Source organism: Nocardioides kongjuensis (assembly GCF_013409625.1).
Classification (GTDB): domain Bacteria; phylum Actinomycetota; class Actinomycetes; order Propionibacteriales; family Nocardioidaceae; genus Nocardioides; species Nocardioides kongjuensis.
Map to the genome: position 1 here is coordinate 4,104,889 of NZ_JACCBF010000001.1, position 24,762 is coordinate 4,129,650.

Sequence of the window (24,762 nt, forward strand, 5' to 3'; positions counted from 1 at the left end):
CCTGCCTGGCGGCAGCCCCCAGAATGTCCACGCTCCCGACCGAAGACCGGAGGACCCATGGGGAACCACTCGGCCGTACGACGGCGCCCACCGGACCTCGGGCAGGTGCTCGCCCGGATGCTCGCCGTCCTGTTCGTCGTCGCCGTCGCCGTGGTCCTCGGGCTGCTGCTCACCGGACGGGACGTACCCCCGCCGGAGGTCACCGCACCGCCCCGCGCCAGCACGGCGCCGGCCGCCGGCCCCGTCCCGATCGAGGACGCCGAGCGCGCCGCGGTGCTGAGCGCCGCCGCGACCGCGACGGAGCAGGTCGTCGAGCAGGTCGCCGACCCGAACGCGCTGATGACCCCGCGCTACGCGCGCATCTACCGGCGCACCGTCGGCAGCGACGCCGACCCGGCCGCGCACGCCACCGTCGTCGGCACCGGCCTGGTCGGGATCGACCGGGAGCAGGCCGACGTGCTGGTCCTCCTCGACCGCACCGACGCCGAGCCGGAGAACGTCCTGGTGCACCTGCGCCGTGACCGCGGCAGCTGGCGCGTCGACGACCTGGCGCCCCTCACCGCTCCGGCCGAGCACCTCGACGAGCCGGACCCGACCCGCGGCGACCTGCTCGCCGCGGCCACGCAGGCAGCCGCGCAGGAGGTGGCGGGGGAGGTGCTCGCCGCCGGCGTCGCGACGTACGACACCACGACCGCGAGCGTGCTGGCCGTCACCGAGGACCAGCGGCTCCGGGTCGCGATGAGGCTCGTCGACGGGACCTGGCGCGCGAAGGTGTCCGCGCTGGAGCCGGTCAGCGCCGACTGATCGGCGTCGGGGCGTGCTTGGGCCGTCGTACGACGCCCACCAGCCGCTCCCAGGCCGCCTCGACCTCGCCGCGCCAGGTGACCAGCGAGCGCATCTCCATCCGCATCCGCGGCGTGACCGGGTGTGCGCGCTGGGTCTTGAACCCGACCCGGGCCAGGAAGTCCGCCGGCACGACGCACTCGGGGACCCGGCTCGGCACTCGGCGTCCGGTGCGGGCGAAGGCCTCCACCGCCCGGATCCCGTCGCGCCCGACCAGGTCGCGGGCCATGCCCTGGACGAGCAGCCGCCCGATCCCGCCGCGCGTGTGGTCGGGGCGCACCCACGCGGTGGTGAGCAGGACCGCGTCCGCGGACACGGGGGCCGTGGGAAAGGCGGCCGCACCCGGCACGTAGGAGGCCGGCGCGTAGACGACGTAGCCCACCGGCCGGCCGTCGACGAGCGCGACCCGGCCGCAGGAGCCCCACTCGCGCAGCAGCTCGGAGACCCAGGCCTCCTTCTCGGCCGCACGCTCCTCGGCATCCAGGCGCTGGCGGTGCACCGGCTCGCGCTCCCAGAACAGGCAGGTGCGGCACGGCGCGTCCGCGTCGCGGAACAGGGCGTCGAGCAGGTCGAGCGTGAGGGGGACCGTGGTCCGGGCCACGTCATCGATCCTACGACGGTGAGCGAGCCGGAAACCGGTGGCGCGGACCTGAGAGAATGCGGTTCGTGCGCAAGATCCGCCAGAGCCAGAAGCTCCGCAACGTCCGCTACGACGTCCGGGGACCGATCCTCGTCGAGGCCCAGCGCCTCGAGGCCGAGGGTCACAAGATCCTCAAGCTCAACATCGGCAACCCGGCACCGTTCGGCTTCGAGGCACCCGAGGCGATCGTGGCCGACATGGTGCACAACCTGCCCGAGGCCCAGGGCTACTCCGACTCGCGCGGCATCTACTCCGCCCGCACCGCCGTCGCGCAGTTCTACCAGTCGCGTGGCCTCAAGGACACCGCCGTCGAGGACGTCTTCATCGGCAACGGCGTCTCCGAGATGATCTCGATGGTCCTGCAGGCCTTCCTCGACGACGGCAACGAGATCCTCGTCCCGGCGCCCGACTACCCGCTGTGGACCGGCGCCGTGTCGCTGTCCGGCGGTACGCCGGTCCACTACCGGTGCGACGAGGAGAACGGCTGGATGCCGGACCTCGAGGACATCGAGTCGAAGATCACCGAGAACACGCACGGCCTGGTGATCATCAACCCCAACAACCCCACCGGCGCCGTCTACAGCAAGGAGATGGTCGCCAAGCTGGTCGACATCGCCCGGCGCCACGACCTGGTCGTCTTCGCCGACGAGATCTACGAGAAGATCCTGTTCGACGACGCCGAGCACCACCACGCCGCCGCGGCCGCCGGCAACGACGTCCTCTGCCTCACCTTCAGCGGCCTGTCCAAGGCCTACCGGGTCTGCGGCTACCGCGCCGGCTGGGTGATGATCTCCGGTCCCAAGGAGCTCGCCGAGGACTTCCTCGAGGGCCTCACCACGCTCTCCAACATGCGCATGTGCGCCAACGTCCCGGCCCAGCACGCCATCCAGACCGCGCTCGGGGGCTACCAGTCGATCAACGAGCTGATCGTCCCCGGCGGCCGGTTCTACGAGCAGGCGATGCTCGCCGACAGGCTGCTCAACGAGATCCCCGGCGTCTCCTCGGTGCGCCCACGCGGCGCGCTCTACTGCTTCCCGCGCCTGGACCCCGAGATCTACCCGATCGAGGACGACGAGGCGTTCGTCATCGAGCTGCTGCGCGCCAAGAAGATCCTGGTCACCCACGGCACCGGCTTCAACTGGTTCGCGCCCGACCACTTCCGCCTGGTCACGCTGCCCGACGTCGAGGTGCTCGAGGAGGCGATCGGCCGGATCGCGGACTTCCTCGCCGCCCGCCGCTGACGCTCACCACCCGGCACCGTCTGGGCCGGACACCGGCCGCCTGTCAGAATCTGGCCATGCTCGACATCACCTACCCGCCCGTCATCGTCACCGCCAAGGTGCTCTTCAAGCTGATGCGGCAGAAGGTGGTCGTGTCGGGCTCGGAGAACGTGCCCCGCAAGGGCGGCGCGCTGATGGCGATCAACCACACCGGCTACATCGACTTCATCTACGCCGGCGCGGGTGCCGAGCCGCAGAAGCGGCTGGTCCGGTTCATGATCAAGAAGGAGATGATGGACGCGCCGGGCGTGGGTCACCTGCTCCGGTCCTTCCACCACATCCGGGTCGACCGCTCCTCCGGCGTGCAGGCCATGAAGGACGCGCTGGCCTACCTCAAGGCCGGCGAGGTCGTCGGCATCTACCCCGAGGCCACGATCTCGCGCTCCTTCGAGATCAAGGAGCTCAAGTCCGGTGCCGCGCGGATCGCCGCCGACGCCGGCGTACCGCTCATCCCGGTCATCGTCTGGGGCGCGCACCGGCTGATGACCAAGGACCACCCGAAGGACTTCTCGCGCTCGGCCAAGACGATCATCGTCAAGGTCGGCGAGCCGCTGCACCCCACCGGCGAGGACGTCGAGGCCGAGACCGCCGAGCTGCGCGCCGTCATGCAGCGGATGCTCGACGAGGTCATCGCCGAGTACCCCGAGGCCGAGAAGGCGCCCGGCAGCTGGTGGACGCCCGCCCGCTTCGGCGGCTCCGCCCCCACCCCCGACGAGGCCGACGCGCTCGACAAGGCCGAGCTGCGGGCCCGGGCCGCCAAGCGGGCCGCCAAGAAGGCCGGCTGACACCGTCGTCGTGGAGTCGCCGCTGGTCCTGCTGGTCGAGGACGACGACGACCTGCGTACGACGACACGGCTGGTCCTCGAGTCACGCGGCTTCCGCGTGGTCACCGCTGCCGACGGCGAGGCCGGGTGGACGACGTACCTCACCCAGCCGGTGGACCTCGCCGTCGTCGACGTGGTGCTGCCCCAGCTGGACGGGCTGCGGCTGACCGAGCGGATCCGGGCCGACGGCGACCTGCCGGTGCTGCTGCTCACCGCCCGTGACCTGCCCCGCGACCAGGTCGTCGGCTTCGACGCCGGAGCGGACGACTACGTCGTGAAGCCGTTCGACGGCGACGTGCTGGAGGCGCGGCTGCGCTCGCTGCTGCGCCGGCGCGGTGGCTCGGCTCCTGCGCGGGTCGTCGAGCGCGACGGGCTGCGCGTCGACGTCGACGGGATGACGGTCGAGCGCGACGGCGTACCGGTGGAGCTGTCGGCCACGGAGTTCCGGCTGCTCACCGCGTTCCTCGACAACGCCGGCATCGTGCTCGGCCGCACCCGGCTGCTCGAGCTGGTCTGGGGGAGTGCCACCTGGGGCGACCCGCACGTCGTGGACGTGACCGTGCAGCGGCTGCGCGCCAAGATCGGCGCCGAGCAGGTGGTCACCGTGCGGGGCGCGGGCTACAAGATGGCGCGGGCCTGACCGTGCCCTCCGCACCGGCCGGCTGGCGGCACTCGCTGCGGACCCGGATCACCGTCGCCGTGGTCGGCGCCGCCACGGCGACCCTCGTGGGCGTCGGCGTGGTCGTCGACCACCAGTCGGCCGTGGACGCCCGCGACCGGCTGCGCACCCAGGCGCTGACCGAGCTCGACGCCGGGATCGCGGTCCTCGAGGTCACCTCCACGCTGCGCTACGACCTGTCCCTGGACCCGGCCCGGGTGCCCGGTCCGCTCCGGGCCTCCCTGCCGGCCGCAGGGGAGGACCGGGCGGCGACGTACTACGCCGACGACCGGATGTGGGCGGCCCGGCGCCTGTCGTCCGACCGGGTCGCGAGCGTGGCGCTGGACGACGGGCCGGTGCGGGCGGCCCGCGCCTCCCTGCGGCGGCGGATGCTGGTCGCGGCCGGTGCGGTGCTGCCGCTGACCGCACTGGTGGGGCTGCTCGTGGGTGCTGGGCTGAGCCGTCGATTGCGACGGGCAGCCGGCGCGGCCGAGGTGATCAGCCACGGCGGCACGGCGCGCTGCACCGTCGGCGGCCGCGACGAGGTGGCCGCCCTGTCCCGGGCCGTCGACGCCATGGCCGACGCCCTAGAGCGAAGGTTCCACGTGGAACAAGCGTTCTCCGCCGACGTCGCCCACGAGCTCCGCACCCCGGTCGCCGCACTCGTCAGCGCCAGCGAGCTGCTGCCGCCCGGCGAGACCACCGACCTGACCCGCGCCCTGGTCGCCCGGCTGCGCCGCCTGGTCGAGGACCTGCTCGAGGTGGCCCGTCTCGACAGCGGCGCCGAGGAGGTCGCCCTGTCGGTGCACCGGCTCGGCTCCCTGGTCCCCGGCGCGTCAGTCGTCCGCGACGCCGACGTGCTGGTCGACCCGCGCCGGGTCGAGCGGATCGTCACCAACCTGGTCGCCAACGCCGAGCGGCACGGTGGCGGACTGACGCAGCTGCGGGTGGACGGGCCACGGGTCGTCGTGCGCGACGGGGGAGCGGGCTTCCCCGCCGACGTGCTGGCCGCCGGCGCGATCCGGTTCCACAGCGCCGGCCAGGGCACCGGCCTGGGCCTCACCATCGTGCAGGGCCAGGCCCGGGCCCTCGGCGCCACGGTGACGATGAGGAACCCACCCACCGGCGGCGCCGAGGTCGTGGTCGGCTTTCAGGAGCCGGGGCCCAGCTCGGGGTCGACCGGGTCCACCGTCTGCAGCGGGTAGGTCTGCCGGGCCTGCATCCCGTCAGGGACCGGGCCCCGGACGGTGATGGTGATCCTCCCGTACGTCGCCGACGCCTCGCCCTCGACGATGTCCGAGACCACGACCTTGGCCGGCACGCTCACGTCGGTGCCCTCCGCGCAGCTCGGGTCGCAGTCGTTGGCCACGAGCGTCCCGGTCGCCGTCGCCTCGTCCGCGCCCCAGTCCGTCCAGGCCAGGTCGGTCAGGCTCTGGTTGCCGTCGGCGCAGGCGACGGTGACCGACGCCGGACTGGCCACGGGCTCACCGACGCAGTCGAGGATGTAGGTCACCGCGGCCCGGGCCGCGACGGCCGGATCGGTGGCGGCCGTCGTACCTGACCCGGCGCCGGGGCGCGCCTGCACCGGGGCGTCGTCCTCGACCCCGCAGGCGGCGAGGGCGCCGAGCGAGAGGACCAGGGACCCCGCCAGGGCGGCGGAGCGGCGGGTGCGCAGGATGTTCATGGGGTTCCGTTCTGCTGGGTGCGCGGCGGATCTCGCCGGCCCGTCCAGCGTCGCGCCCCAGCCTCACACGGCGCCGGCGCGACGATCACAGCAGCCTCACAGATCGCGTGTCGATTTCGCGATATATCGGCATATCGATCTGTCGCCTTGTCGACAAATGGCCACGGGGCGCCCGCGTCACCGGGTTCCACGTGAAACAGGGCGCGACCACCGAGGTGGTCGCGCCCTGGTCGGGACATCCGGCGTCGGTCAGATCGGGCGGTCGTTCCGGTTGCGCGGGTCGATCAGGTCGACGATGCGCTGCAGGTCGCCGGTGTTGGCGAACTCGATCGAGATCTTGCCCTTGGCCTTGCCCAGGTCGATCTTGACCCGGGTCTCCAGCCGGTCGCCGAGCCGCTCGGACAGCTCGCCCAGCCCGGGGGCCTGCGGCTTGGCGCGGCGCGGGCGGGGCGGCGTACCGGTGGTGCCGTCGCCGACCGCGACGATCTCCTCGAGGCCACGCACCGAGATGCCCTCGGCGATCACGCGCTGGGCCAGGCGGTCCTGCTGCTCGCTGTCCCCGACCCCCAGGAGGGCACGGGCGTGGCCGGCGGACAGCACGCCCGCGGCGACCCGGCGCTGGACGGCGGGGGAGAGCTTGAGCAGGCGCAGGGTGTTGCTGATCTGCGGGCGCGAGCGGCCGATCCGCTGGGCCAGCTCGTCGTGGGTGCAGGAGAAGTCCTCGAGCAGCTGCTGGTAGGCCGCCGCCTCCTCGAGCGGGTTCAGGTTGCTGCGGTGCAGGTTCTCCAGCAGCGCGTCGCGGAGCATGTCGGTGTCGTCGGTCTCGCGCACGATCGCGGGGATCGTGCCGAGGCCGGCGGCCTGGGTGGCGCGCCAGCGGCGCTCGCCCATGACCAGCTCGTAGCTGTCGGTGCCCGTCTTGCGCACCACGACGGGCTGGAGGAGGCCGATCTCCTTGATGGAGTGGACCAGCTCGGCCATCGCCTCCTCGTCGAAGACGGTCCGCGGGTTGACCGCGTTCGGCGAGATCTGCTCGACGGGCAGCTCGGCGAAGTAGGCACCGTCGACGGGCTGGAGAACCGAATCCGCGTTCTGAGCGCCGTTCGTCGAGCCGGTGGACCCAGGTGCCACCGGAGCGCTGGAAGAGGCTCCAGTGGCAAAGTCCGAATTCTGGGCGCCAGGGTTGACATCCTCGCCTCCGGCCGGGGCAGGTACGGGCGTCGGCGGGGCCGTGGGGATCAGCGAGCCGAGGCCGCGGCCGAGGCCGCGGCGGGGGGCCTGCGCGTTCACGAGAGACTCCCTCGGACGACGATCTCGCGCGCTGCTTCGAGGTAGCTGAGTGCTCCCGGCGAGCCCGGGTCGTAGGTCATCACGGTCTGACCGTACGACGGCGCCTCGGACACCCGCACCGAGCGGGGGATCGCGGTCTTGAGCACCTGGTCGCCGAAGTGCTCGCGCACCTCGGTGGCGACACCGGCGGCCAGACGCGTGCGGGCGTCGTACATCGTCAGCACGATGGTCGACACGGCGAGCTCCGGGTTGAGGTGGGCGCGCACCATGTCGACGGTCGCGAGCAGCTGGCCGAGGCCCTCGAGGGCGTAGTACTCCGCCTGGATCGGGATGAGCATCTCCGCACCCGCGACGAGCGCGTTCAAGGTGAGCAGGCCGAGCGAGGGCGGGCAGTCGATGAAGACGTAGTCGAAGCGGTCCTCCCCGACGGCCTCGGCGGTGCCGATCCGCGGGTGGGCGTCGAGGGCCTTCTTGAGCCGCTGCTCGCGGGCGACGACGCTGACCAGCTCGATCTCGGCACCGGCCAGGTCGATGGTCGCGGGGACCACCCACAGGCCGGCCGCGTCGGGGCACGGCTGGGAGATGTCGGAGATGGCGACGCCGTCGACCAGGAGCTCGTACGACGACGGGGTGCCCTGGCGGTGCTCGATGTTGAGGGCCGTCGAGGCGTTGCCCTGCGGGTCGAGGTCGATCACCAGCACGCGCTGTCCGAGCTGCGTCAGGGCGGCCGCGAGGTTGACGGTCGAGGTGGTCTTGCCGACGCCACCCTTCTGGTTGGCGACCACGAAGACCCGGGTCTCCGACGGACGGCTCAGCTGCTCCTGTGGGATGCCCGCACGGACCATCACCGTGGCCTGGGCCGCGCGAGCCAGTGGAGTCAGGTCGTCGTCGTAGCCGGCAGCGCGCTCGGCGAGCTGTGCGGCGGTCAGGGGAGCAGAGGAGGACACGGTGGCCGTCTCACGTGAAACGCCTTCCGTATCGACAGCCCCGGTTTCACGTGAAACGTGGTCCTCGGTCACTACGGTCCCTTCCGGGGCAGCCTGTGGATAACTTGGGGCGTTCTGTGGAGACTCACGCTCAGCACCCGCCTCCGGACCGGTGGAAAACCCGGGACCAGGACCCAACGAGTCGCTCACGACTTCCTCCTCTTCCTTCGCGTCGAGCCACCGCGTGATCCCCGAGAACCACGCTGGCCACGAAGCGGCAACGATACGCGGGCCGGATCGGCCCACGACAGACGGACGATGCGGATCGGCTCGACGGCGCCGTCGGCGGCGAGCTCCGCACCGAGCTCCTCCACGACAGCGGGGGCGCACCCCAGCCGCCGGGTGACCGCTTCGGCCTCGGCGACCTCCCCGGCCGCGCTGGTGCCCTTCATCGCGAGCAGAGCGCCATCGGGAGCCACGAGGGGCATGCACCAGGTCGCCAGCTTGTCGAGGGCGGCGACGGCACGGGCCGTGACGACGTCGTACGTCGCGACGCCGTGGACCGCGTCGGCGCGGCCCCGGATCACGGTGACGTTGTCGAGGCCGAGCCGCTCGACGGCCTCCTCCAGGAAGGTCGTCCGGCGCAGCAGCGGCTCGATCAGCGTCACCTGCACGTCAGGGCGGGCGATCGCGAGAACCAGGCCGGGCAGGCCCGCTCCGGACCCGACGTCGGCAACCGTGGCGTCGGCGGGCAGGGCCGCGGCCAGCAGGCCGCAGTTGATCAGGTGGCGCTCCCAGAGCCGGGGAGTCTCGCGGGGGCCGATCAGGCCGCGGACGACACCATCGGTCGCCAGCAGGTCGGCGTACGCCAGCACGAGATCGAGGCGATCGGCGGAGAAGACCTCCGCCAGGATCGCCGGGGGAGCGGGAAGGGCAGCACGCAGCACCCCCGGGTCCGCCTGGCCCTCAGGGCCGGGGGACACCGGGGGTGTGGTGTCGTCGTCTTGTTTCACGTGAAACGTCGACCGGGGGTTGTCAGGCCGGCAGGACCACGACGTAGCGCCGCGGCTCGACACCGGCGGACTCCGAGCGCAGTCCGGCGGCGGCGACCGCGTCGTGCACGATCTTGCGCTCGAAGGGGGACATCGGCTCCAGCGAGACGGGCTCGCCGGTCTTGGCGACCTCGGCGGCCGTCTCGGTGCCGAGCTGCGTCAGCCGGGTCCGCTTGTCCGCACGGAAGCCGGAGATGTCGAGCATCAGCCGCGACCGCTCACCGGTCTCCCGGTAGACCGCCAGGCGGGTGAGCTCCTGCAGCGCCTCGAGGACCTTGCCGTCGCGACCGACCAGCTGGCTCAGGTCGGCACCGACGATCGACACGGCGGCACGGTCGGCCTCCACGTCGATGTCGAGGTCACCGTCGAGGTCGGCGATGTCGAGGAGCTCCTCGAGGTAGTCGGCGGCGATGTCGCCCTCCTGCTCGAGGCGGGAGATGCGGTCGCCCTCGCCGGCGGGGGCGTCGTCCTGGACGTCGTCGGCCTGGACGTCGTCGGCCTGGTCGGCCTCGACGCTCTCCTCGGCCTCGGTCACGACCTCGGTACCGGTCTCGGTCTCGGCGCTCACTTGGTGTCTCCCTCGTTCTTCTCGGTTGCGGCCTCGGGGTCGTAGCTCTCCCAGTCGGCCGACGGGTTCTTGGCGCCGCCGCCGGCGGCTGCGCCGCCCGGCTTCGGCGTGGTCTTGCGCTGGGCACGGCTCTGCCGCTTGGGCTGCTGGCGCGTGCTGGGCCGCTGCTCCGGCTCCGGGGCGGCCTCGGTGATCGTCTCGGTCACGGTGTGGCCGTGCCGGGCGGCCTTGGCCTTGTCGCGGTCCTGCTTGGCCTTGAAGGCGGGCGTGCCGGGCGCCGGGTTGTTGCGGATGACGTAGAACTGCTGGCCCATGGTCCACAGGTTCGAGGTCGTCCAGTAGAGGAGGACACCGATCGGGAACGCGATGCCACCGAGACCGAAGGCCACCGGGAGGATGTAGAGCAGCATCTTCTGCTGCTGCGCGTACGGACCGCTCATCGCCTCGGCCGGCATGTTCTTGGCCATCAGCTGACGCTGGGTGGTGAAGGTGGTCGCCGTCATCGCCAGCACCAGGATCGCCGCGATGACCATGACCGCGGTGTTCGGGGTCTCGCCCCAGGTGCGCGACTCCCAGAAGTTGCCGTTGATCGGCAGGCTGCCGAAGAGCTTGGACTCGCCGAACTCGTGGGCCTTCTCCACGGTGAGGAAGCCGTGCGGCTTGTCGCTCTTGGTGGCACCGGAGAGCAGGCGGAACAGCGCGAAGAAGATCGGCATCTGCAGGAGGATCGGCAGGCAGGACGCGAACGGGTTGGTCCCGGCGTCCTTGTAGAGCTTCATCGTCTCCTCGGCCAGCTTCTGCCGGTCGTGGCCGTACTTCTTCTGCAGCTCCTTCACCTTGGGCTGCAGCAGCTGCATGTTGCGGCTGGACTTGATCTGCTTGACGAACAGCGGGATCAGGGCCGCGCGGATGACGAGGGTCAGGCCGATGATCGACAGCGCCCAGGACAGGCCGCCCTTGGCGTCGAGGCCGAGCACCGTGAACAGCTTGTGCCAGCCGAGGAGCACCGCCGAGATGATGTAGTACAGCGGCACCATGATGAAGTGGCCGATGTCGCCGATGATGCCCACGAATCAGGCTCCTTGCTGGAAGGGGTGACGCCCGGCGGTCGCCGGGCGGAGTTCAAGGTCGCGCTCAGCACCCGTGGGTGGACGCGCGGGGGAGTGCTCGTCGTGCACGTGGCCGCGCCGCGGCGGGACGTGGTCGACGCCGCCGGGGGACCAGGGGTGGCAGCGCAGCAGCCGCCGGACCGCGAGCCAGGTGCCGCGGAACGCGCCGTGCACCTGCAGCGCCTGCACGGCGTACGCCGAGCACGACGGGTAGTAGCGGCAGGTCGGACCCAGCAGCGGGCTGATGAGGAGCTGGTAGCCGCGCACCAGGCCGATGAGCAACCACTTCATCGCGCCTCCTGACCGGCTGCGTGCCCCTGCGAGGTCACCCGGTCCAGACAACGTGCGAGGTCCTCGCCCAGTTCCGCGTAGGACGCCTCGGCAGCGGCCGGCTGTGCGCGCACCACCAGCACGGAGCCCGCGGGGATTCCCACGAGCGCCGGGCGCACGGCGTGCCGCAGCCGCCGCTTCACGCGGTTGCGGACGACGGCGTTGCCGACGGCCTTGCTGACCACGAAGCCCGCCCGGGCGGGACGAGCCGGCAGCGCACGGTCCCCGGACATGCCGACAACCTGCTGCTCGCCAGGGAGCAGCAGGTGGGCGACGAGGGTGCGCGAGCCGGCACGACGACCCTTGCGACTGGCGGTCCGGAACAGGTCCGGCTCGGTCAGCCGCTGGTCGGCAGCGAGCACGTCAGCCCCACGGGAACCGCTGGGCGGACACGCTGGTCCGTCCTCAGACGGACAGGCTCGAGCGGCCCTTCCGGCGACGGTTCGCCAGGATGGCGCGACCGGCGCGGGTGCGCATGCGCAGTCGGAAACCGTGCACCTTGTGGCGACGTCGGTTGTTGGGCTGGTACGTCCGCTTGCTCACGATCGGCCTCTCAGGATGATGCAGATGTCGGGAAGGGTCACCGGCAGCCTCGTAGCGAGCTCCGATCGGGAGCCGCACAGCGCGTCGGCCGGCACCGCGCAGCCACGATGACCGGTGGATCCGGGGCGTCGTGGACATGCGGCACCGGTCGACACCGGTTTGACCAATCAACGGTACGCGGACGCCGGATCGGGGGTCAAACCGACGGCGTCCGGAGCACTGGGGGACACCTCACCGGTGAGCGAGGTCAAAACCTGTGGATAGCGGGTTGATCCACAGCCGCCCGGGCGGTTAGGTTCGACGGATCCGGGATTCCCCGCCGGTGCCGGCCACCCTCGGTCGACGTTCGTCGCACAGCTGCTCTCTCCATCTCGGAAAAGTGCTGCTGACCTGCGCAAACGGTGAGCCGAGGACGAGCCGGACAGGCCTCGGTTCGGCATTGTCAGCCCAATGATGCAAGAGTTCACAACCTGTGGACAAACCTGTGGAGCCAGCGTCGACCTGACGCGGTCCGGCTCCGCCGCAGACAGACGAGCGAGAGGGAGTGGCGTGACCGGCAACCCGGATCAGCCCCAGGACGAGACCAGCACCACGGCCCCGGACACCCCGCCCGTCGATCCGGCGACCGCGCGCCTCGTCCACGAGTGGACGACGGTGGTCGGCGAGCTGCAGACCCACCAGCGCGCCTGGCTCCAGGCCAGCCGTCCGGTGACCCTCCACGGCACCACCGCGATCGTCGCCGTCCCCGACGACTTCACCCGCAAGCGTCTCGAGGGCCGGCTGCGCGGCGAGCTCGAGGACGCGCTGACCGAGCGGTTCGGCCACGACGTCCAGCTCGCGGTCACCGTCGACAGCTCCCTGCGCCACGAGCTCGGGGCAGAGGTGAGCGCCTCCTCGACGTACGAGACCGGCCCCTCCTACGGGGAGCCGGCCGGCTACGAGACCTTCGAGTCCGCGCCCGCGTACGAGCGCCCGCGCGAGGACGTCGCGCCCGTCGAGCCGCAGGATCGACAAGTCGCCATGTCGACAAATCTCCCTGTCGACTCGTCGACATTGCCGCCGGACCTGGGCGCCATGCCCTCGCCGAGCGCACCGCCGGCCACGCCGAGCGGCGAGTCCCGGCTCAACCCCAAGTACACGTTCGAGACGTTCGTCATCGGCTCGTCCAACCGGTTCCCCCACGCCGCCGCGGTCGCGGTGAGCGAGGCGCCGGGCCGCAGCTACAACCCGCTGCTGGTCTACGGCGAGTCCGGTCTCGGCAAGACCCACCTGCTGCACGCGATCGGGCACTACGTCCGCACGATCTACGCCGGCTCCAAGGTGCGCTACGTGTCGAGCGAGGAGTTCACCAACGAGTTCATCAACGCGATCCGCGACGACCGGCAGGACCGGTTCAAGCGGAAGTACCGCGACGTGGACGTCCTCCTCATCGACGACATCCAGTTCCTGGAGGGCAAGACCCAGACCCAGGAGGAGTTCTTCCACACCTTCAACACGCTCCACAACGCCAACAAGCAGATCGTGCTGACCTCCGACCGTCCACCCAAGCGGCTCGAAGCGCTGGAGGACCGGCTGCGCAACCGGTTCGAGTGGGGCCTGATCACCGACGTGCAGCCGCCGGACCTCGAGACGCGGATCGCGATCTTGCGCAAGAAGGCGGCGATGGACCGGCTCACGGCGCCGTCCGACGTGCTGGAGTTCATCGCGAGCAAGATCCAGACCAACATCCGCGAGCTCGAGGGCGCCCTGATCCGGGTGACGGCCTTCGCCAACCTCAACCGCCAAGACGTCGACATGACCCTGGCCGAGATCGTGCTCAAGGACCTGATCCCCGAGGGCGGCGAGCCGGAGATCACCGCCTCGCTCATCATCGCGCAGACCGCGGCGTACTTCGGGCTCTCGATCGACGAGCTGACCGGCCCCAGCCGCGGGCGGCACCTGGTGATGGCCCGGCAGATCGCGATGTACCTGTGCCGCGAGCTCACCGGCCTGTCCCTGCCGAAGATCGGCGCGCAGTTCGGCAACCGCGACCACACGACCGTCATGTACGCCGAGCGGAAGATCAACCAGCTCCTCGGCGAGCGCCGCGCGGTCTTCAACCAGGTCAGCGAGCTGACGAACCGGGTGAAGATGCAGGCCCGCCAGGGCTGAGCCCGTGATCACGATTCCTGTGGAGAGAACCTGCGGAATTGTGAGAACTACACGGGGAGGATTCCGTGGAGGCACCGGCGCGCCCGTCCACACCGGTCGCTGGGTGCACATCGATCCTTGTGATTCACGATTTCGTCCACAGCCGTCATCCACCGGTCAACTGGCCGCTCACCTGCGCAAACACCGGTTCTCCACAGTTTCCACCACCGCTATGACCACTCCGTGACTACATGCGGACCTCGATCGCCGGAACTCCTCCGGACCTCCGATCTGTGGATGAGTGCCTGATCGTTCCCTCGCCGTCCCGCCCTCAGGGACGACGTGGCAGGATGCAACTCCCAACAACCACGTGAGAGGTACGACGACGTGAAGTTCCGTGTCGACCGCGACGTCCTCGCCGACGCCGTCGCCTGGGCTGCGCGCAGCCTGCCCGTCCGGCCCAGCGCGCCCGTGCTCGCGGGACTGCTCATCGAGGCGGGCAACGACGGCCTGGTCCTCTCGACGTTCGACTACGAAACCTCCGCACGTGCGACGCTCGCGGCCGAGGTGAGCGACGAGGGCAAGGCGCTGGTCAGCGGCCGCCTCCTCGCCGACATCTGCCGCAGCCTTCCCAACAAGCCCGTCGACCTGGTGCTCGACGGCGCCCGGGTCTCGCTGACCTGCGGCTCGTCGCGGTTCTCGCTGCAGACGCTGCCGGTCGAGGACTACCCGACGATCCCCGAGATGCCCGCCGCGACCGGCACCGTGTCCAGCGACGCGTTCGCCCACGCGGTCGCCCAGGCGGTCACCGCCGCCGGCCGCGACGACATGCTGCCGGTGCTCACCGGCGTCCGCCTCGAGATCGAGGGCTCGACGATCGCGCTGCTCGCGACCGACCGGTTCCGTCTCTCGCAGCGCGAGCTCGCGTGGAACCCGGGCACCCCGGACGCCACCCTCGCCGCCCTCGTCCCGGCGAAGGTGCTCGGCGACACCGCGAAGTCGCTGACCGCCGGGCCCGAGGTCACCATCGCGCTGTCCGCGTCCGGCTCGGGCGACGGCATCATCGGTTTCGAGGGCACCGGCCCGGGCGGCGTACGACGCACCACGACCCGCCTGCTCGACGGCGAGTTCCCCAAGGTCCGCAGCCTGTTCCCCAACGAGAAGCTCACCGTTGCGCGGATCGACCGCCAGGAGCTGATCGAGTCGGTCAAGCGCGTCTCGCTCGTCGCCGACCGCAACACGGCGGTCCAGCTGAGCTTCCGTGACGGGGCGCTGGTCCTCGACGCCGGGTCCGGCGACGACGCCCAGGCCTCCGAGTCGGTGTCCGCGCAGATCGAGGGCGACGACCTGGTCACCGGCTTCAACCCGACCTTCCTGCTCGACGGCCTCACCGCCATCGACCAGCCCGTGGTCGAGCTGGCCTTCACGCAGGCCTCGAAGCCGGTCGTCATCAGCGGCACCGGTGACCAGGGCGAGGCCGAGGACGGCGGGTCCTTCCGCTACCTGCTGATGCCGCGCCGCCTGCTCAGCTGACCCCGGCCACACCGCCCGCAGCACTGACCGCAGCACCGCCCATCGCACTGCCAACCGGAGGGAGAACCGCCGTGCACATCGGACTCGTCGGACTCGGAAAGATGGGCGGCAACATGCGCACCCGGTTGCGCAACGCCGGCCACACCGTGGTCGGCTACGACCGCAACCCCGACCTGGCTGACGTCGACAGCCTGGCCGCGATGGTCGAGGCGCTGCCCGCGCCGAAGGTCGTCTGGGTGATGGTCCCGGCCGGCGACCCGACCCGCTCCACGATCGCCGAGCTCAAGGACCTGCTCGGTGAGGGCGACCTGGTCGTCGACGGCGGCAACTCCAAGTACACCGACGACGCGATCAACGCCGCGTCGCTGGCCGAGAAGGGCATCGGCTTCGTCGACTGCGGCGTCTCGGGCGGCGTCTGGGGCCTGGAGAACGGCTACGCCCTGATGTACGGCGGCGCCGCCTCCGACATCGAGAAGGTCCAGCCCGCCTTCGACGCGCTCAAGCCCGAGGAGGGCGGGGCGGTCCACGCCGGCCCGACCCCGGGCGCGGGGCACTTCGCCAAGATGGTCCACAACGGCATCGAGTACGCCATGATGCAGGCCTACGCCGAGGGCTGGGAGCTGCTCGAGAAGGTCGACATCGTCGAGAACGTGCCCGCGATCTTCGAGTCGTGGCGCCACGGCACCGTGATCCGGTCCTGGCTGCTCGACCTGCTGACCGAGGCGATCGAGGACGACGAGCACCTCGAGGCGCTGCGCGGGTACGCCGACGACTCCGGCGAGGGCCGCTGGACGGTCCAGGCCGCGATCGACAACGCGGTGCCGATGCACGTGATCGCGTCGTCGCTGTTCGCTCGGTTCACCTCGCGCCAGACGGACAGCCCGGCGATGAAGGCGATCGCCGCGATGCGCAACCAGTTCGGCGGGCACGCGGTCCACACCGATCCGCCCCCGGGTGGAGAGGCGAACCCCGACGCTTGATCGTCGGGCGGGTCAGATGGCGAGGACCGCGCGGACGAACGCCCAGCCGAGCCATCCGACGATGACGACGACCGAGAGCGGGTGCTTGACCAGGCGGTCGAGCGAGGGGGCCGGCGCACGTCGTACCCGTGCCCGGACGGCGAGCACCGCGAGGACGACGACGACCAGCGCGAGCAGCGGCCCGAACGCGTTGGCCTGCAGCGAGTCCTGCCACCAGCCGTGGGTGAGGTAGGTCCACGAGCGGGTCAGTCCGCAGCCGGGACAGGGGAGTCCGGTCATCCGGCGGAACGGGCAGATGACCGGCCCGTCCTCGATGTGGTCGGGCGAGAGCAGCGCGCTCACGCCCAGCGCGGCGACCCCGGCGGCCGCGACGAGCTCGGAGCTCGCGAGCCGCCGGGTCGCCGGCGCGTGGGTGGTCGACATCAGCGCAGCGGCCGGCCCTGCGCGTCGGGGACCTTGCGCAGCAGGACCAGGACGAGGTCGATGATCGCCCAGATGCCGAGGCCGCCGCAGGTGAGCAGCTTCGCGACGCCGAGGCCGGTGTAGCCGAGGTAGAACCGGTCGACGCCGAAGGTCCCGACCAGCCACGACAGCAGCACGGTGGTCAGCCACTCCTTGTCGGAGTAGAGGCCGGGGACGTCCTTGGCGAGCCAGTACTGCTGGCTGTCGGCCGTGCGCACCGCGGTGTCGGGCTTGATCTGGCCGGCGACGGCCATCTGCGCGAGCTGACCGAACTCGATCGGACCCTGGTCCTGGCCCAGGTAGTTGATGAAGAACGGCCCGCTCGGCGCGGCGCCGTACCCGGGCTGCCCCCCGGGCTGCCCCGGCACGCCCGGAGCGCCGTAGGCGCCGTACTGCGGCTGGCCGTAGCCCGCCGGAGGCTGCTGGGGCGGCTGCTGCTGGCCGTAGGGGTCCGAGCCGCCGTAGGGAGGGGTGGGTGGTTGCGTCATGCGGGTCAGCCTAGGGTTCTCGGGCCACGCGCAAACCCCCAACCGGGGTGGGTTCGGGGGAGAATCGTCACGTGAGCGGGTCGAGGGAGGTGAAGACATGCACGTCGCACGGCTGAGCCTGCACGACTTCCGGTCCTACGCCACCGTCGACGTCGAGCTCGAACCCGGCGTCACCGCCTTCGTCGGGCGCAACGGCCAGGGCAAGACCAACCTGGTCGAGGCGGTCGACTACCTCTCCCGGCTGTCCTCGCACCGGGTCGCCACCGACGCCCCGCTGATCCGCGCCGGCGCCGACCAGGCGATCATCCGCGCGGCCGTGGTCCGCGAGGGGCGCACCGCCGTCCTCGAGGTCGAGCTCAACCCCGGCAAGGCCAACCGGGCCCGGATCAACCGATCGCCGCTGCCGCGGGTGCGCGAGCTCGCCGGCATCGTCCGCACCGTCGTGTTCAGCCCCGAGGACCTCGCACTGGTCAAGGGCGACCCCGGCGGCCGGCGCCGCTTCCTCGACGACCTGCTGGTGCTGCGCACCCCGCGCTACGCCGGCCTGATCTCCGACCACGAGCGGGTGCTCAAGCAGCGCAACACCCTGCTCAAGACGCTGTACGCCGCCCGCGGCTCCAGTCGCGACGCGGCGCTCGCGACCCTGGCGGTGTGGGACGACCACCTGGTGGCGACCGGCACCGAGCTGCTCGGCGCCCGGCTCGCGCTGAGCGCCGACCTGGCGCCGTACGTCGGGAAGGCCTACGAGGCCGTCGCCCGCGGAGCCTCGCGCGACGACGCGCGGATCAGCTACGAGCCGACCGTGCCGGAGCCGACCCCGGAGGCGTTCCGGGCCGAGCTCGCCCGCCGCCAGGCCGACGAGATCGGCCGCGGCGTGACGCTCGTCGGCCCGCACCGCGACGACCTGCTGCTCACCCTCGGCCCGGGCGACGACCAACGACTCCCGGTGCGGGGCTACGCCAGCCACGGCGAGTCCTGGTCGTTCGCGCTGGCGCTGCGGCTGGCGTCGTACGACCTGCTGCGGGCCGACGGCGACGACCCGATCCTGATCCTCGACGACGTGTTCGCCGAGCTCGACACCGAGCGGCGGGTGCAGCTCGCCGGGCTGGTCGCGGGTGCCGAGCAGGTGCTGGTCACCGCGGCGGTGCCGGCCGACGTACCTGTCGAGCTGGCGGGCGCGACCTTCCACGTCGCGGCGGGAGAGGTGACCCGTGGCTGAGCCCGACGAGGTCTCCGGTACCGGCGAGGAGGTCGGTGAGGAGGTCGCCGAGCACCGTCCCGACGGGCTCGACCTGGCCCGGGCGCAGATGCTCGGCACCGCCGGGTCCAGTGCGGCGCCCGCGCGTCGCCTCCCGCGGGTCAACCCCGGCAAGGGCGGCACCTACTCCTTCCGACGCCGGGCCGGTCGCTCCGAGCCGCAGCTGAGCAGCGCCCACCCCGACGGCCGCGACCCCCAGGGGCTGGGCAACGAGGTGGACCGCCTGATCGACGGTCGAGGCTGGGGCCTGGACCTGCAGGTGCGGGGCGTGTTCGCGCGGTGGGCCGAGATCGTCGGACCGGAGATCGGCGCCCACAGCACGCCCGAGTCGCTCACCGACGGCACCCTCGTGGTGCGCACCGACTCGACCGCCTGGGCCACCCAGCTCAAGCTGCTCGCGGCCACCGTCGTCCGGCGGCTCAACGAGGAGCTGGGCACCGGCACCGTCACCGTGGTCGAGGTGCTCGGGCCGCACGCGCCGACCTGGAAGCACGGTCGCCGCAAGGCTCCCGGGAGCCGCGGCCCACGCGACACCTACGGCTGATCGGGAGGCCTGGCGACGTACCGGGGCTCAGCGACACCCCTGTTCGGCGCTCCGAGCCCTGTTTCTGGGCCATCTGCGGCCACATTTCACCCGACGTTGTCCCCTGACCGCGTCGCCACGCGTGTCCTGAGGCCCTCAGAAGGCTAGAATGGGGCATCGGCCGGGAACGCGTCTCGGGACGCCTGACTCGGCCTTCGCCATGCCTTCGACAAAAGTCGGCCAGGCATGCTCCGTACGACCAAAGTGAATGAGGTCCCGCGTGTCCACTGACGACCAGTCCCCCGAGTACGACGCCTCGGCGATCCAGGTTCTCGAGGGTCTCGAGGCGGTCCGCAAGCGTCCCGGCATGTACATCGGCTCCACCGGTGAGCGCGGTCTGCACCACCTGATCTGGGAGATCGTCGACAACGCGGTGGACGAGGCGCTCGCCGGCTACTGCGACACCATCAAGGTCACCCTCAACCCCGACGGCTCGGTCAGCGTGTCCGACAACGGCCGCGGCATCCCGACCGACACCGCGCCCGGCCAAGAGCTGCCGGCCGCGACCCTCGCGCTAACCGTCCTGCACGCCGGCGGCAAGTTCGGTGGCGGCGGTTACAAGGTCTCCGGTGGTCTGCACGGCGTCGGCTCGTCGGTCGTCAACGCGCTCTCCACCAGCCTGCGCCTGGAGATCAAGAACCGCGGCTACCTGTGGGAGCAGGACTTCTCCCTCGGCGTCCCCGACTTCGACCTGCGCCAGGTCCGTCCCCTCGAGGACGGCGAGCGCACCGGTACGACGGTCACCTGGTTCGCCTCGCCGGAGATCTTCGAGACCACCGACTACAACCTCGAGACGATCTCGACCCGGTTCCGCGAGATGGCCTTCCTCAACAAGGGCCTGCGCATCGAGCTGCGCGACGCCCGGCCCAAGGCCGAGGAGCTCGCCGACGCGGTCGAGGACGGCACGGCCGAGGAGACCGCCGGCGTCGCCACCGCCGCGTCCGCGGTGCACGCCGTCGACGTCGACGGGCACAAGGCGCTCGAGCAGGTCTTCCAGTACGAGCGCGGACTGGCCGACTACGTCGACTTCCTCAACCGCAACAAGACCACCGTCAGCTCGATCATCGCGGCCGAGGCCGACACGGGCGACGACGTCCCCAACCCGATGAGCCTCGAGCTGGCGATGCAGTGGCAGGTGTCGTCCTACAACGAGTCGGTCCACACCTTCGCCAACACGATCAACACCCCCGAGGGCGGCACCCACGAGGAGGGCTTCCGCGCCGCGCTCACCTCGCTGATCAACCGGTGGGGCGAGGAGTGGGGCCTGATCAAGAAGAAGGAGGACCGGCTGACCGGTGACGACATCCGCGAGGGTCTCACCGCGATCATCAGCCTGAAGATCTCCAACCCCCAGTTCGAGGGCCAGACCAAGGCCAAGCTCGGCAACACCGAGGCCAAGGGCTTCGTCCAGTCGGTCGTCAACGACCAGCTCGGCGCCTGGCTGGAGCAGAACCCGAACGAGGGCAAGGAGGTCATCCGCAAGGCGCAGGCCGCGGCGACCGCGCGGATCGCGGCCCGCAAGGCCCGCGACCTGGCCCGCAACCGCAAGGGCCTGCTCGGCGGCGGCGGTCTCCCCGGCAAGCTGCGCGACTGCAGCTCGCGCAACCCGGAGGAGTGCGAGGTCTTCATCGTCGAGGGTGACTCGGCCGGCGGCTCGGCGGTCATGGGCCGCGAGAACCGGATCCAGGCGATCCTCCCGATCCGCGGAAAGATCCTCAACGTCGAGAAGGCGCGCATCGACAAGGTCCTGGCCAACCAGGAGGTCCAGGCGATCATCTCCGCGCTCGGCACCGGTGTGCACGAGGAGTTCGACCTCGACAAGCTGCGGTACCACAAGATCGTGCTGATGGCCGACGCCGACGTCGACGGCCACCACATCAACACCCTGCTGCTGACCCTGCTGTTCCGGTTCATGCGCCCGCTGATCGAGGCCGGCCACGTCTACCTCGCCCAGCCGCCGCTGTACCGGATCAAGTGGAACAAGCCGCACGAGCACGAGTTCGTCTACTCCGACGCCGAGCGCGACGCGGTGATGCGCGACGGCCTCGAGCAGGGCAAGAAGCTCCCCAAGGAAGCGCCGATCCAGCGCTACAAGGGTCTGGGTGAGATGAACGCCGACGAGCTGTGGGAGACCACGCTCGACCCCGACCAGCGGGTGCTGCTGCAGGTGAACCTCGAGGACGCGGCCCAGGCCGACGAGATCTTCTCGATCCTCATGGGCGAGGACGTCGAGCAGCGGCGCTCGTTCATCCAGCGCAACGCCAAGGACGTCCGATTCCTCGATATCTAGGTCTCTAACGCCAGCCCTAGACATCGATAGATCGAACCAGAAAGAGCAATCGTGACTGAGACGCAGAGCAACCTCGGCGACGGAGCGGGCGGCGGCCGGATCCAGCCGGTCGACCTCCAGGAGTCGATGAAGCGCTCCTACATCGACTACGCGATGGCGGTCATCGTCGGCCGGGCGCTGCCCGACGTGCGCGACGGCCTCAAGCCCGTGCACCGCCGGGTCCTCTACGCCATGTACGACGGCGGCTACCGCCCCGACCGCGGCTTCAACAAGTGCGCCCGCGTCGTCGGCGACGTCATGGGTAACTACCACCCCCACGGTGACTCCGCGATCTACGACACCTTGGTGCGCCTCGCGCAGCCGTGGGTGATGCGCAACCCGCTCGTCGCCGGGCAGGGCAACTTCGGCTCGCCGGGCAACGACCCCGCCGCGGCCATGCGGTACACCGAGTGCCGGATGGCACCGCTGGCCATGGAGATGGTCCGGGACATCGACGAAGAGACCGTCGACATGACCCCGAACTACGACGGCAAGACCGAGGAGCCGACGATCCTGCCGGCCCGGTTCCCCAACCTGCTGGTCAACGGCAGCGCGGGCATCGCGGTCGGCATGGCGACCAACATCCCGCCCCACAACCTGCGCGAGGTCGCCGCCGGCGCCACCTGGGCGCTCGAGCACCCCGACGCCACGCGCGAGGAGCTGCAGGACGCGCTCATCGAGCGGATCAAGGGTCCCGACTTCCCCAACGGCGCGCTGATCGTCGGGCGCGAGGGCATCGAGCAGGCCTACCGCACCGGTCGCGGCTCGATCACGCAGCGCGCGATCATCGAGGTCGACGAGGACAAGTCCGGGCGCACCCTCCTGGTCATCACCGACCTGCCCTACATGGTCAACCCCGACAACCTGCTCGTGAAGATCGCCGAGCTCGCCGACGCCGGCAAGGTGCAGGGCATCAGCGACGTGCGCAACGAGACCTCCTCGCGGGTGGGCCAGCGCATCGTCATCGTGCTCAAGCGCGACGCGGTCGCCCGGGTCGTCCTCAACAACCTGCTCAAGCACACCGAGCTGCAGACCAACTTCTCGGCCAACATGCTCGCGCTGGTCGACGGCGTACCGCGCACGCTGACCATCGACCAGTTCATCAGCAACTGGGTCGAGCACCAGGTCGACGTGATCCGGCGGCGCACCGAGTTCCGGCTCAAGAAGGCCGAGGAGCGGGCCCACATCCTGCGTGGCCTGGTCAAGGCCCTCGACATGCTCGACGAGGTGATCGCCCTCATCCGGCGCTCGCCCGACGTCGCCGAGGCGCGCCAGGGCCTGATGGAGCTGCTCGACGTCGACGAGCTCCAGGCCGACGCGATCCTCGAGATGCAGCTGCGTCGCCTCGCCGCCCTGCAGCGCCAGAAGATCATCGACGACCTCGCCGCCATCGAGCTCGAGATCGCCGACCTCAAGGACATCCTCGCCAACGTCGCGCGGCAGCGGCAGATCGTCGTCGACGAGCTCGGCGAGATCGTCGAGAAGTACGGCGACGACCGCCGTACCCAGATCATCGCGGCCGCCGGCGACATGTCCATGGAGGACCTGATCCCCGACGAGGACCAGGTCGTCTCGATCACCCGCGGCGGCTACGCCAAGCGGACCCGCGCCGACCAGTACCGCACCCAGAAGCGTGGCGGGAAGGGCGTGCGCGGCGCGTCGCTGCGCGGCGACGACGTGGTCGACCACTTCATCTCGACCACCTCCCACCACTGGCTGCTGTTCTTCACCACGGCCGGGCGGGTCTACCGCACCAAGGTCTACAACCTGCCCGAGGCCTCGCGCGACGCGAAGGGCGGCCACGTCGCCGGTCTGCTGTCGTTCCAGCCCGACGAGTCCATCGCCCAGGTGCTGGCGATCCGTGACTACGAGCAGGCGCCGTACCTCGTCCTCGCGACGAAGAAGGGCCTGGTCAAGAAGACCCGCCTCGGCGACTACAACAGCCCCCGCCAGGCCGGCGTCATCGCGATCAACTTCAAGCACGACGACGACGAGCTGATCGGTGCCGAGCTGGTCAACGTCGAGGACGACATCCTGCTCGTCTCGCAGAAGGCGCAGTCGATCCGCTTCCGCGCCACCGACGAGGCGCTGCGGCCGATGGGCCGGGCCACGGCGGGCGTGACGGGCATGAAGTTCAAGTACGACGAGGACGCGGTCCTCTCCATGTCGGTCATCCGGGCCGACGACGCGGCGCGCGAGGAGAGCGACGACAACGTCCAGTACGTCTTCACCATCACCGACACCGGCTACGCCAAGCGGACCCCGATCAAGGAGTACCGCGTCCAGGGCCGCACCGGCACCGGCATCAAGGCGATGCAGCTGGTCGACGAGAAGAAGGGCCGCCTCGTCGGCGCCTTCATCGTCGTCGAGGGCGACGAGATCCTCGCCATCACCGCTGCGGGCCAGGTCGTCCGCTCGCCCATCGACGCCAACATCGCGCCGAAGGGCCGGATCACCCAGGGCGTGCGCTTCGTGAGCCTGCGTGGCAACGACACCGTCGCCGTCGTCGCCCGCTCGGTCGAGGCCAAGGACGCCGACAGCGAGGGCGCCGAGGAGGGTGCCGAGGACGGTGCCGCCGAGGGTGGCGCCGAGGGTGCCGGCGCCGTGGGTGAGGGCTCGACGGAATCGTCGGTTCAGGCTCCGGATGCCACAATCGAGGGATCCGAGGGCACGAACGAGGCCGACGGGGAGAGTGAGAGCTGATGACCGAGCGCGTCGAGGACACCGTGGTCCGGCCGGCGGCCGCCGCCGGCCGCCCTGCCGGCGCGCCCTCGGCGTCCGGGCCCGTCCCCGCGGCTGTGCCGGGCGGCGTACCGGGTGCTCCGGCGCGGGGCCGTGCCCCGCGCCGCGCCCGCCTGCGACTGACCCGGGTCGACCCCTGGTCGGTCATGAAGACGTCGTTCCTGCTGTCCATCGCCTTCGCCGTCGTCACCGTGGTGTCGGTGGCGATGGTGTGGCAGGTGCTCGGCGCCGCCGGCGTGTGGGACTCGATCAACTCCACGATCCAGGAGGGCATCGGCGGCGAGGACGTCGCGTCCTTCCGGATCGAGGACTACGTCGGCACCAGCCGCGTCCTGGGCTTCACCATGCTCGTGGCGGCCATCGACGTCGTCCTGATCACCGCCGCAGCCACCCTCGTCGCCTTCCTCTACAACATGTCGGCCGCCCTCCTCGGCGGCATCGAGATCACCCTCGCCGAGGACGCCTGAGCTGACGAAGCTCGTCGAGTAGTCCGAGCCGCTGGGCGAGGAC

25 protein-coding genes are annotated in these 24,762 nt (G+C 71.0%); 13 read left to right on the forward strand and 12 right to left on the reverse strand.

Annotated elements, in window-relative coordinates:
• Positions 1 to 57: 57 nt before the first annotated feature.
• On the forward strand, positions 58 to 804 hold the full coding sequence (locus BJ958_RS19765; RefSeq protein WP_179728582.1) for a hypothetical protein: 747 nt from the start codon (positions 58 to 60) through the stop codon (positions 802 to 804).
• Here BJ958_RS19765 and BJ958_RS19770 read toward each other — a convergent pair.
• Complete coding sequence (locus BJ958_RS19770; RefSeq protein ID WP_179728583.1) at positions 791 to 1,444, reverse strand: GNAT family N-acetyltransferase; 654 nt, start codon at positions 1,442 to 1,444, stop codon at positions 791 to 793. The two genes, BJ958_RS19765 and BJ958_RS19770, sit on opposite strands and share 14 nt — an antisense overlap.
• 65 nt (positions 1,445 to 1,509) lie before the next feature.
• Here BJ958_RS19770 and BJ958_RS19775 point away from each other — a divergent pair, with 65 nt between their 5' ends.
• The 4 genes from BJ958_RS19775 to BJ958_RS19790 are packed head-to-tail and all read left to right on the forward strand — an operon-like array spanning position 1,510 to position 5,450.
• Positions 1,510 to 2,724 carry an aminotransferase class I/II-fold pyridoxal phosphate-dependent enzyme gene (locus BJ958_RS19775; RefSeq protein ID WP_179728584.1) on the forward strand — a complete coding sequence of 405 codons (1,215 nt, stop codon included), beginning with the start codon at positions 1,510 to 1,512 and terminating at the stop codon, positions 2,722 to 2,724.
• A 56-nt stretch (positions 2,725 to 2,780) separates the two neighbouring features.
• Complete coding sequence (locus tag BJ958_RS19780) at positions 2,781 to 3,548, forward strand: lysophospholipid acyltransferase family protein (protein WP_179728585.1); 768 nt, start codon at positions 2,781 to 2,783, stop codon at positions 3,546 to 3,548.
• A 10-nt stretch (positions 3,549 to 3,558) separates the two neighbouring features.
• A complete protein-coding gene (locus BJ958_RS19785) occupies positions 3,559 to 4,227 on the forward strand; it encodes a response regulator (RefSeq protein WP_179728586.1) in 669 nt (222 codons plus the stop codon).
• A gap of 2 nt (positions 4,228 to 4,229) precedes the next feature.
• Positions 4,230 to 5,450: an ATP-binding protein gene (locus tag BJ958_RS19790; RefSeq protein WP_179728587.1), complete on the forward strand. Its 1,221-nt coding sequence runs from the start codon at positions 4,230 to 4,232 to the stop codon at positions 5,448 to 5,450.
• Here BJ958_RS19790 and BJ958_RS19795 read toward each other — a convergent pair.
• From BJ958_RS19795 to rpmH, 9 genes are all read right to left on the reverse strand, one after another.
• Positions 5,396 to 5,929 (reverse strand): hypothetical protein, encoded by a 534-nt coding sequence (locus tag BJ958_RS19795; protein WP_179728588.1) that lies wholly within the window; start codon positions 5,927 to 5,929, stop codon positions 5,396 to 5,398. The two genes, BJ958_RS19790 and BJ958_RS19795, sit on opposite strands and share 55 nt — an antisense overlap.
• 249 nt (positions 5,930 to 6,178) lie before the next feature.
• On the reverse strand, positions 6,179 to 7,060 hold the full coding sequence (locus tag BJ958_RS19800; protein ID WP_343052747.1) for a ParB/RepB/Spo0J family partition protein: 882 nt from the start codon (positions 7,058 to 7,060) through the stop codon (positions 6,179 to 6,181).
• 155 nt (positions 7,061 to 7,215) lie between these two features.
• Positions 7,216 to 8,166: a ParA family protein gene (locus tag BJ958_RS19805; RefSeq protein ID WP_379145814.1), complete on the reverse strand. Its 951-nt coding sequence runs from the start codon at positions 8,164 to 8,166 to the stop codon at positions 7,216 to 7,218.
• Positions 8,167 to 8,351: 185 nt separating this feature from the next.
• Entirely contained in the window at positions 8,352 to 9,128 is a 777-nt protein-coding gene (rsmG, locus tag BJ958_RS19810) for a 16S rRNA (guanine(527)-N(7))-methyltransferase RsmG (RefSeq protein WP_343052748.1), read from the reverse strand.
• Positions 9,129 to 9,180: 52 nt separating this feature from the next.
• The gene (locus BJ958_RS19815) at positions 9,181 to 9,765 is read right to left on the reverse strand and encodes a Jag family protein (RefSeq protein ID WP_379145816.1); all 585 of its coding nucleotides are present in this window, start codon (positions 9,763 to 9,765) and stop codon (positions 9,181 to 9,183) included.
• On the reverse strand, positions 9,762 to 10,802 hold the full coding sequence (gene yidC / locus BJ958_RS19820) for a membrane protein insertase YidC (RefSeq protein ID WP_218866479.1): 1,041 nt from the start codon (positions 10,800 to 10,802) through the stop codon (positions 9,762 to 9,764). The genes BJ958_RS19815 and yidC overlap by 4 nt, the downstream gene beginning before the upstream one ends.
• Before the next feature lie 36 nt (positions 10,803 to 10,838).
• Complete coding sequence (yidD, locus tag BJ958_RS19825; protein WP_179728592.1) at positions 10,839 to 11,165, reverse strand: membrane protein insertion efficiency factor YidD; 327 nt, start codon at positions 11,163 to 11,165, stop codon at positions 10,839 to 10,841.
• A complete protein-coding gene (gene rnpA / locus BJ958_RS19830) occupies positions 11,162 to 11,566 on the reverse strand; it encodes a ribonuclease P protein component (protein WP_179728593.1) in 405 nt (134 codons plus the stop codon). Before rnpA ends, yidD begins: the two co-directional genes overlap by 4 nt.
• A 43-nt stretch (positions 11,567 to 11,609) precedes the next feature.
• Positions 11,610 to 11,747: a 50S ribosomal protein L34 gene (rpmH, locus tag BJ958_RS28095; protein ID WP_075018668.1), complete on the reverse strand. Its 138-nt coding sequence runs from the start codon at positions 11,745 to 11,747 to the stop codon at positions 11,610 to 11,612.
• Positions 11,748 to 12,401: 654 nt separating this feature from the next.
• On the opposite strand from rpmH, the gene dnaA reads away from it, so the two are divergent.
• The 3 genes from dnaA (at position 12,402) to gnd (ending at position 16,390) form a co-directional block, all read left to right on the forward strand.
• Positions 12,402 to 13,898, forward strand: a complete 1,497-nt coding sequence (dnaA, locus tag BJ958_RS19840) for a chromosomal replication initiator protein DnaA (protein ID WP_343052826.1) — start codon at positions 12,402 to 12,404, stop codon at positions 13,896 to 13,898.
• Positions 13,899 to 14,264: 366 nt separating this feature from the next.
• Positions 14,265 to 15,410, forward strand: a complete 1,146-nt coding sequence (dnaN, locus tag BJ958_RS19845) for a DNA polymerase III subunit beta (RefSeq protein ID WP_179728595.1) — start codon at positions 14,265 to 14,267, stop codon at positions 15,408 to 15,410.
• 71 nt (positions 15,411 to 15,481) lie between these two features.
• Positions 15,482 to 16,390: a phosphogluconate dehydrogenase (NAD(+)-dependent, decarboxylating) gene (gnd, locus tag BJ958_RS19850; protein WP_179728596.1), complete on the forward strand. Its 909-nt coding sequence runs from the start codon at positions 15,482 to 15,484 to the stop codon at positions 16,388 to 16,390.
• 12 nt (positions 16,391 to 16,402) lie between these two features.
• Here gnd and BJ958_RS19855 read toward each other — a convergent pair whose 3' ends face one another.
• Both BJ958_RS19855 and BJ958_RS19860 read right to left on the reverse strand, forming a co-directional pair.
• The gene (locus BJ958_RS19855) at positions 16,403 to 16,813 is read right to left on the reverse strand and encodes a DUF2752 domain-containing protein (RefSeq protein ID WP_179728597.1); all 411 of its coding nucleotides are present in this window, start codon (positions 16,811 to 16,813) and stop codon (positions 16,403 to 16,405) included.
• Entirely contained in the window at positions 16,813 to 17,340 is a 528-nt protein-coding gene (locus BJ958_RS19860) for an NINE protein (protein WP_179728598.1), read from the reverse strand. Before BJ958_RS19860 ends, BJ958_RS19855 begins: the two co-directional genes overlap by 1 nt.
• A gap of 97 nt (positions 17,341 to 17,437) precedes the next feature.
• Here BJ958_RS19860 and recF point away from each other — a divergent pair, with 97 nt between their 5' ends.
• The 5 genes from recF to BJ958_RS19885 all read left to right on the forward strand — a co-directional run bounded on the left by recF (position 17,438) and on the right by BJ958_RS19885 (position 24,719).
• Positions 17,438 to 18,559: a DNA replication/repair protein RecF gene (recF, locus tag BJ958_RS19865; protein WP_179728599.1), complete on the forward strand. Its 1,122-nt coding sequence runs from the start codon at positions 17,438 to 17,440 to the stop codon at positions 18,557 to 18,559.
• Complete coding sequence (locus BJ958_RS19870) at positions 18,552 to 19,142, forward strand: DciA family protein (RefSeq protein WP_343052749.1); 591 nt, start codon at positions 18,552 to 18,554, stop codon at positions 19,140 to 19,142. The genes recF and BJ958_RS19870 overlap by 8 nt, the downstream gene beginning before the upstream one ends.
• Positions 19,143 to 19,401: 259 nt before the next feature.
• Positions 19,402 to 21,471: a DNA topoisomerase (ATP-hydrolyzing) subunit B gene (gene gyrB / locus BJ958_RS19875; RefSeq protein ID WP_343052750.1), complete on the forward strand. Its 2,070-nt coding sequence runs from the start codon at positions 19,402 to 19,404 to the stop codon at positions 21,469 to 21,471.
• Positions 21,472 to 21,597: 126 nt separating this feature from the next.
• Positions 21,598 to 24,213 (forward strand): DNA gyrase subunit A, encoded by a 2,616-nt coding sequence (gyrA, locus tag BJ958_RS19880; RefSeq protein ID WP_218866485.1) that lies wholly within the window; start codon positions 21,598 to 21,600, stop codon positions 24,211 to 24,213.
• Positions 24,213 to 24,719, forward strand: a complete 507-nt coding sequence (locus BJ958_RS19885) for a DUF3566 domain-containing protein (protein WP_179728602.1) — start codon at positions 24,213 to 24,215, stop codon at positions 24,717 to 24,719. Before gyrA ends, BJ958_RS19885 begins: the two co-directional genes overlap by 1 nt.
• Positions 24,720 to 24,762: the final 43 nt, after the last annotated feature.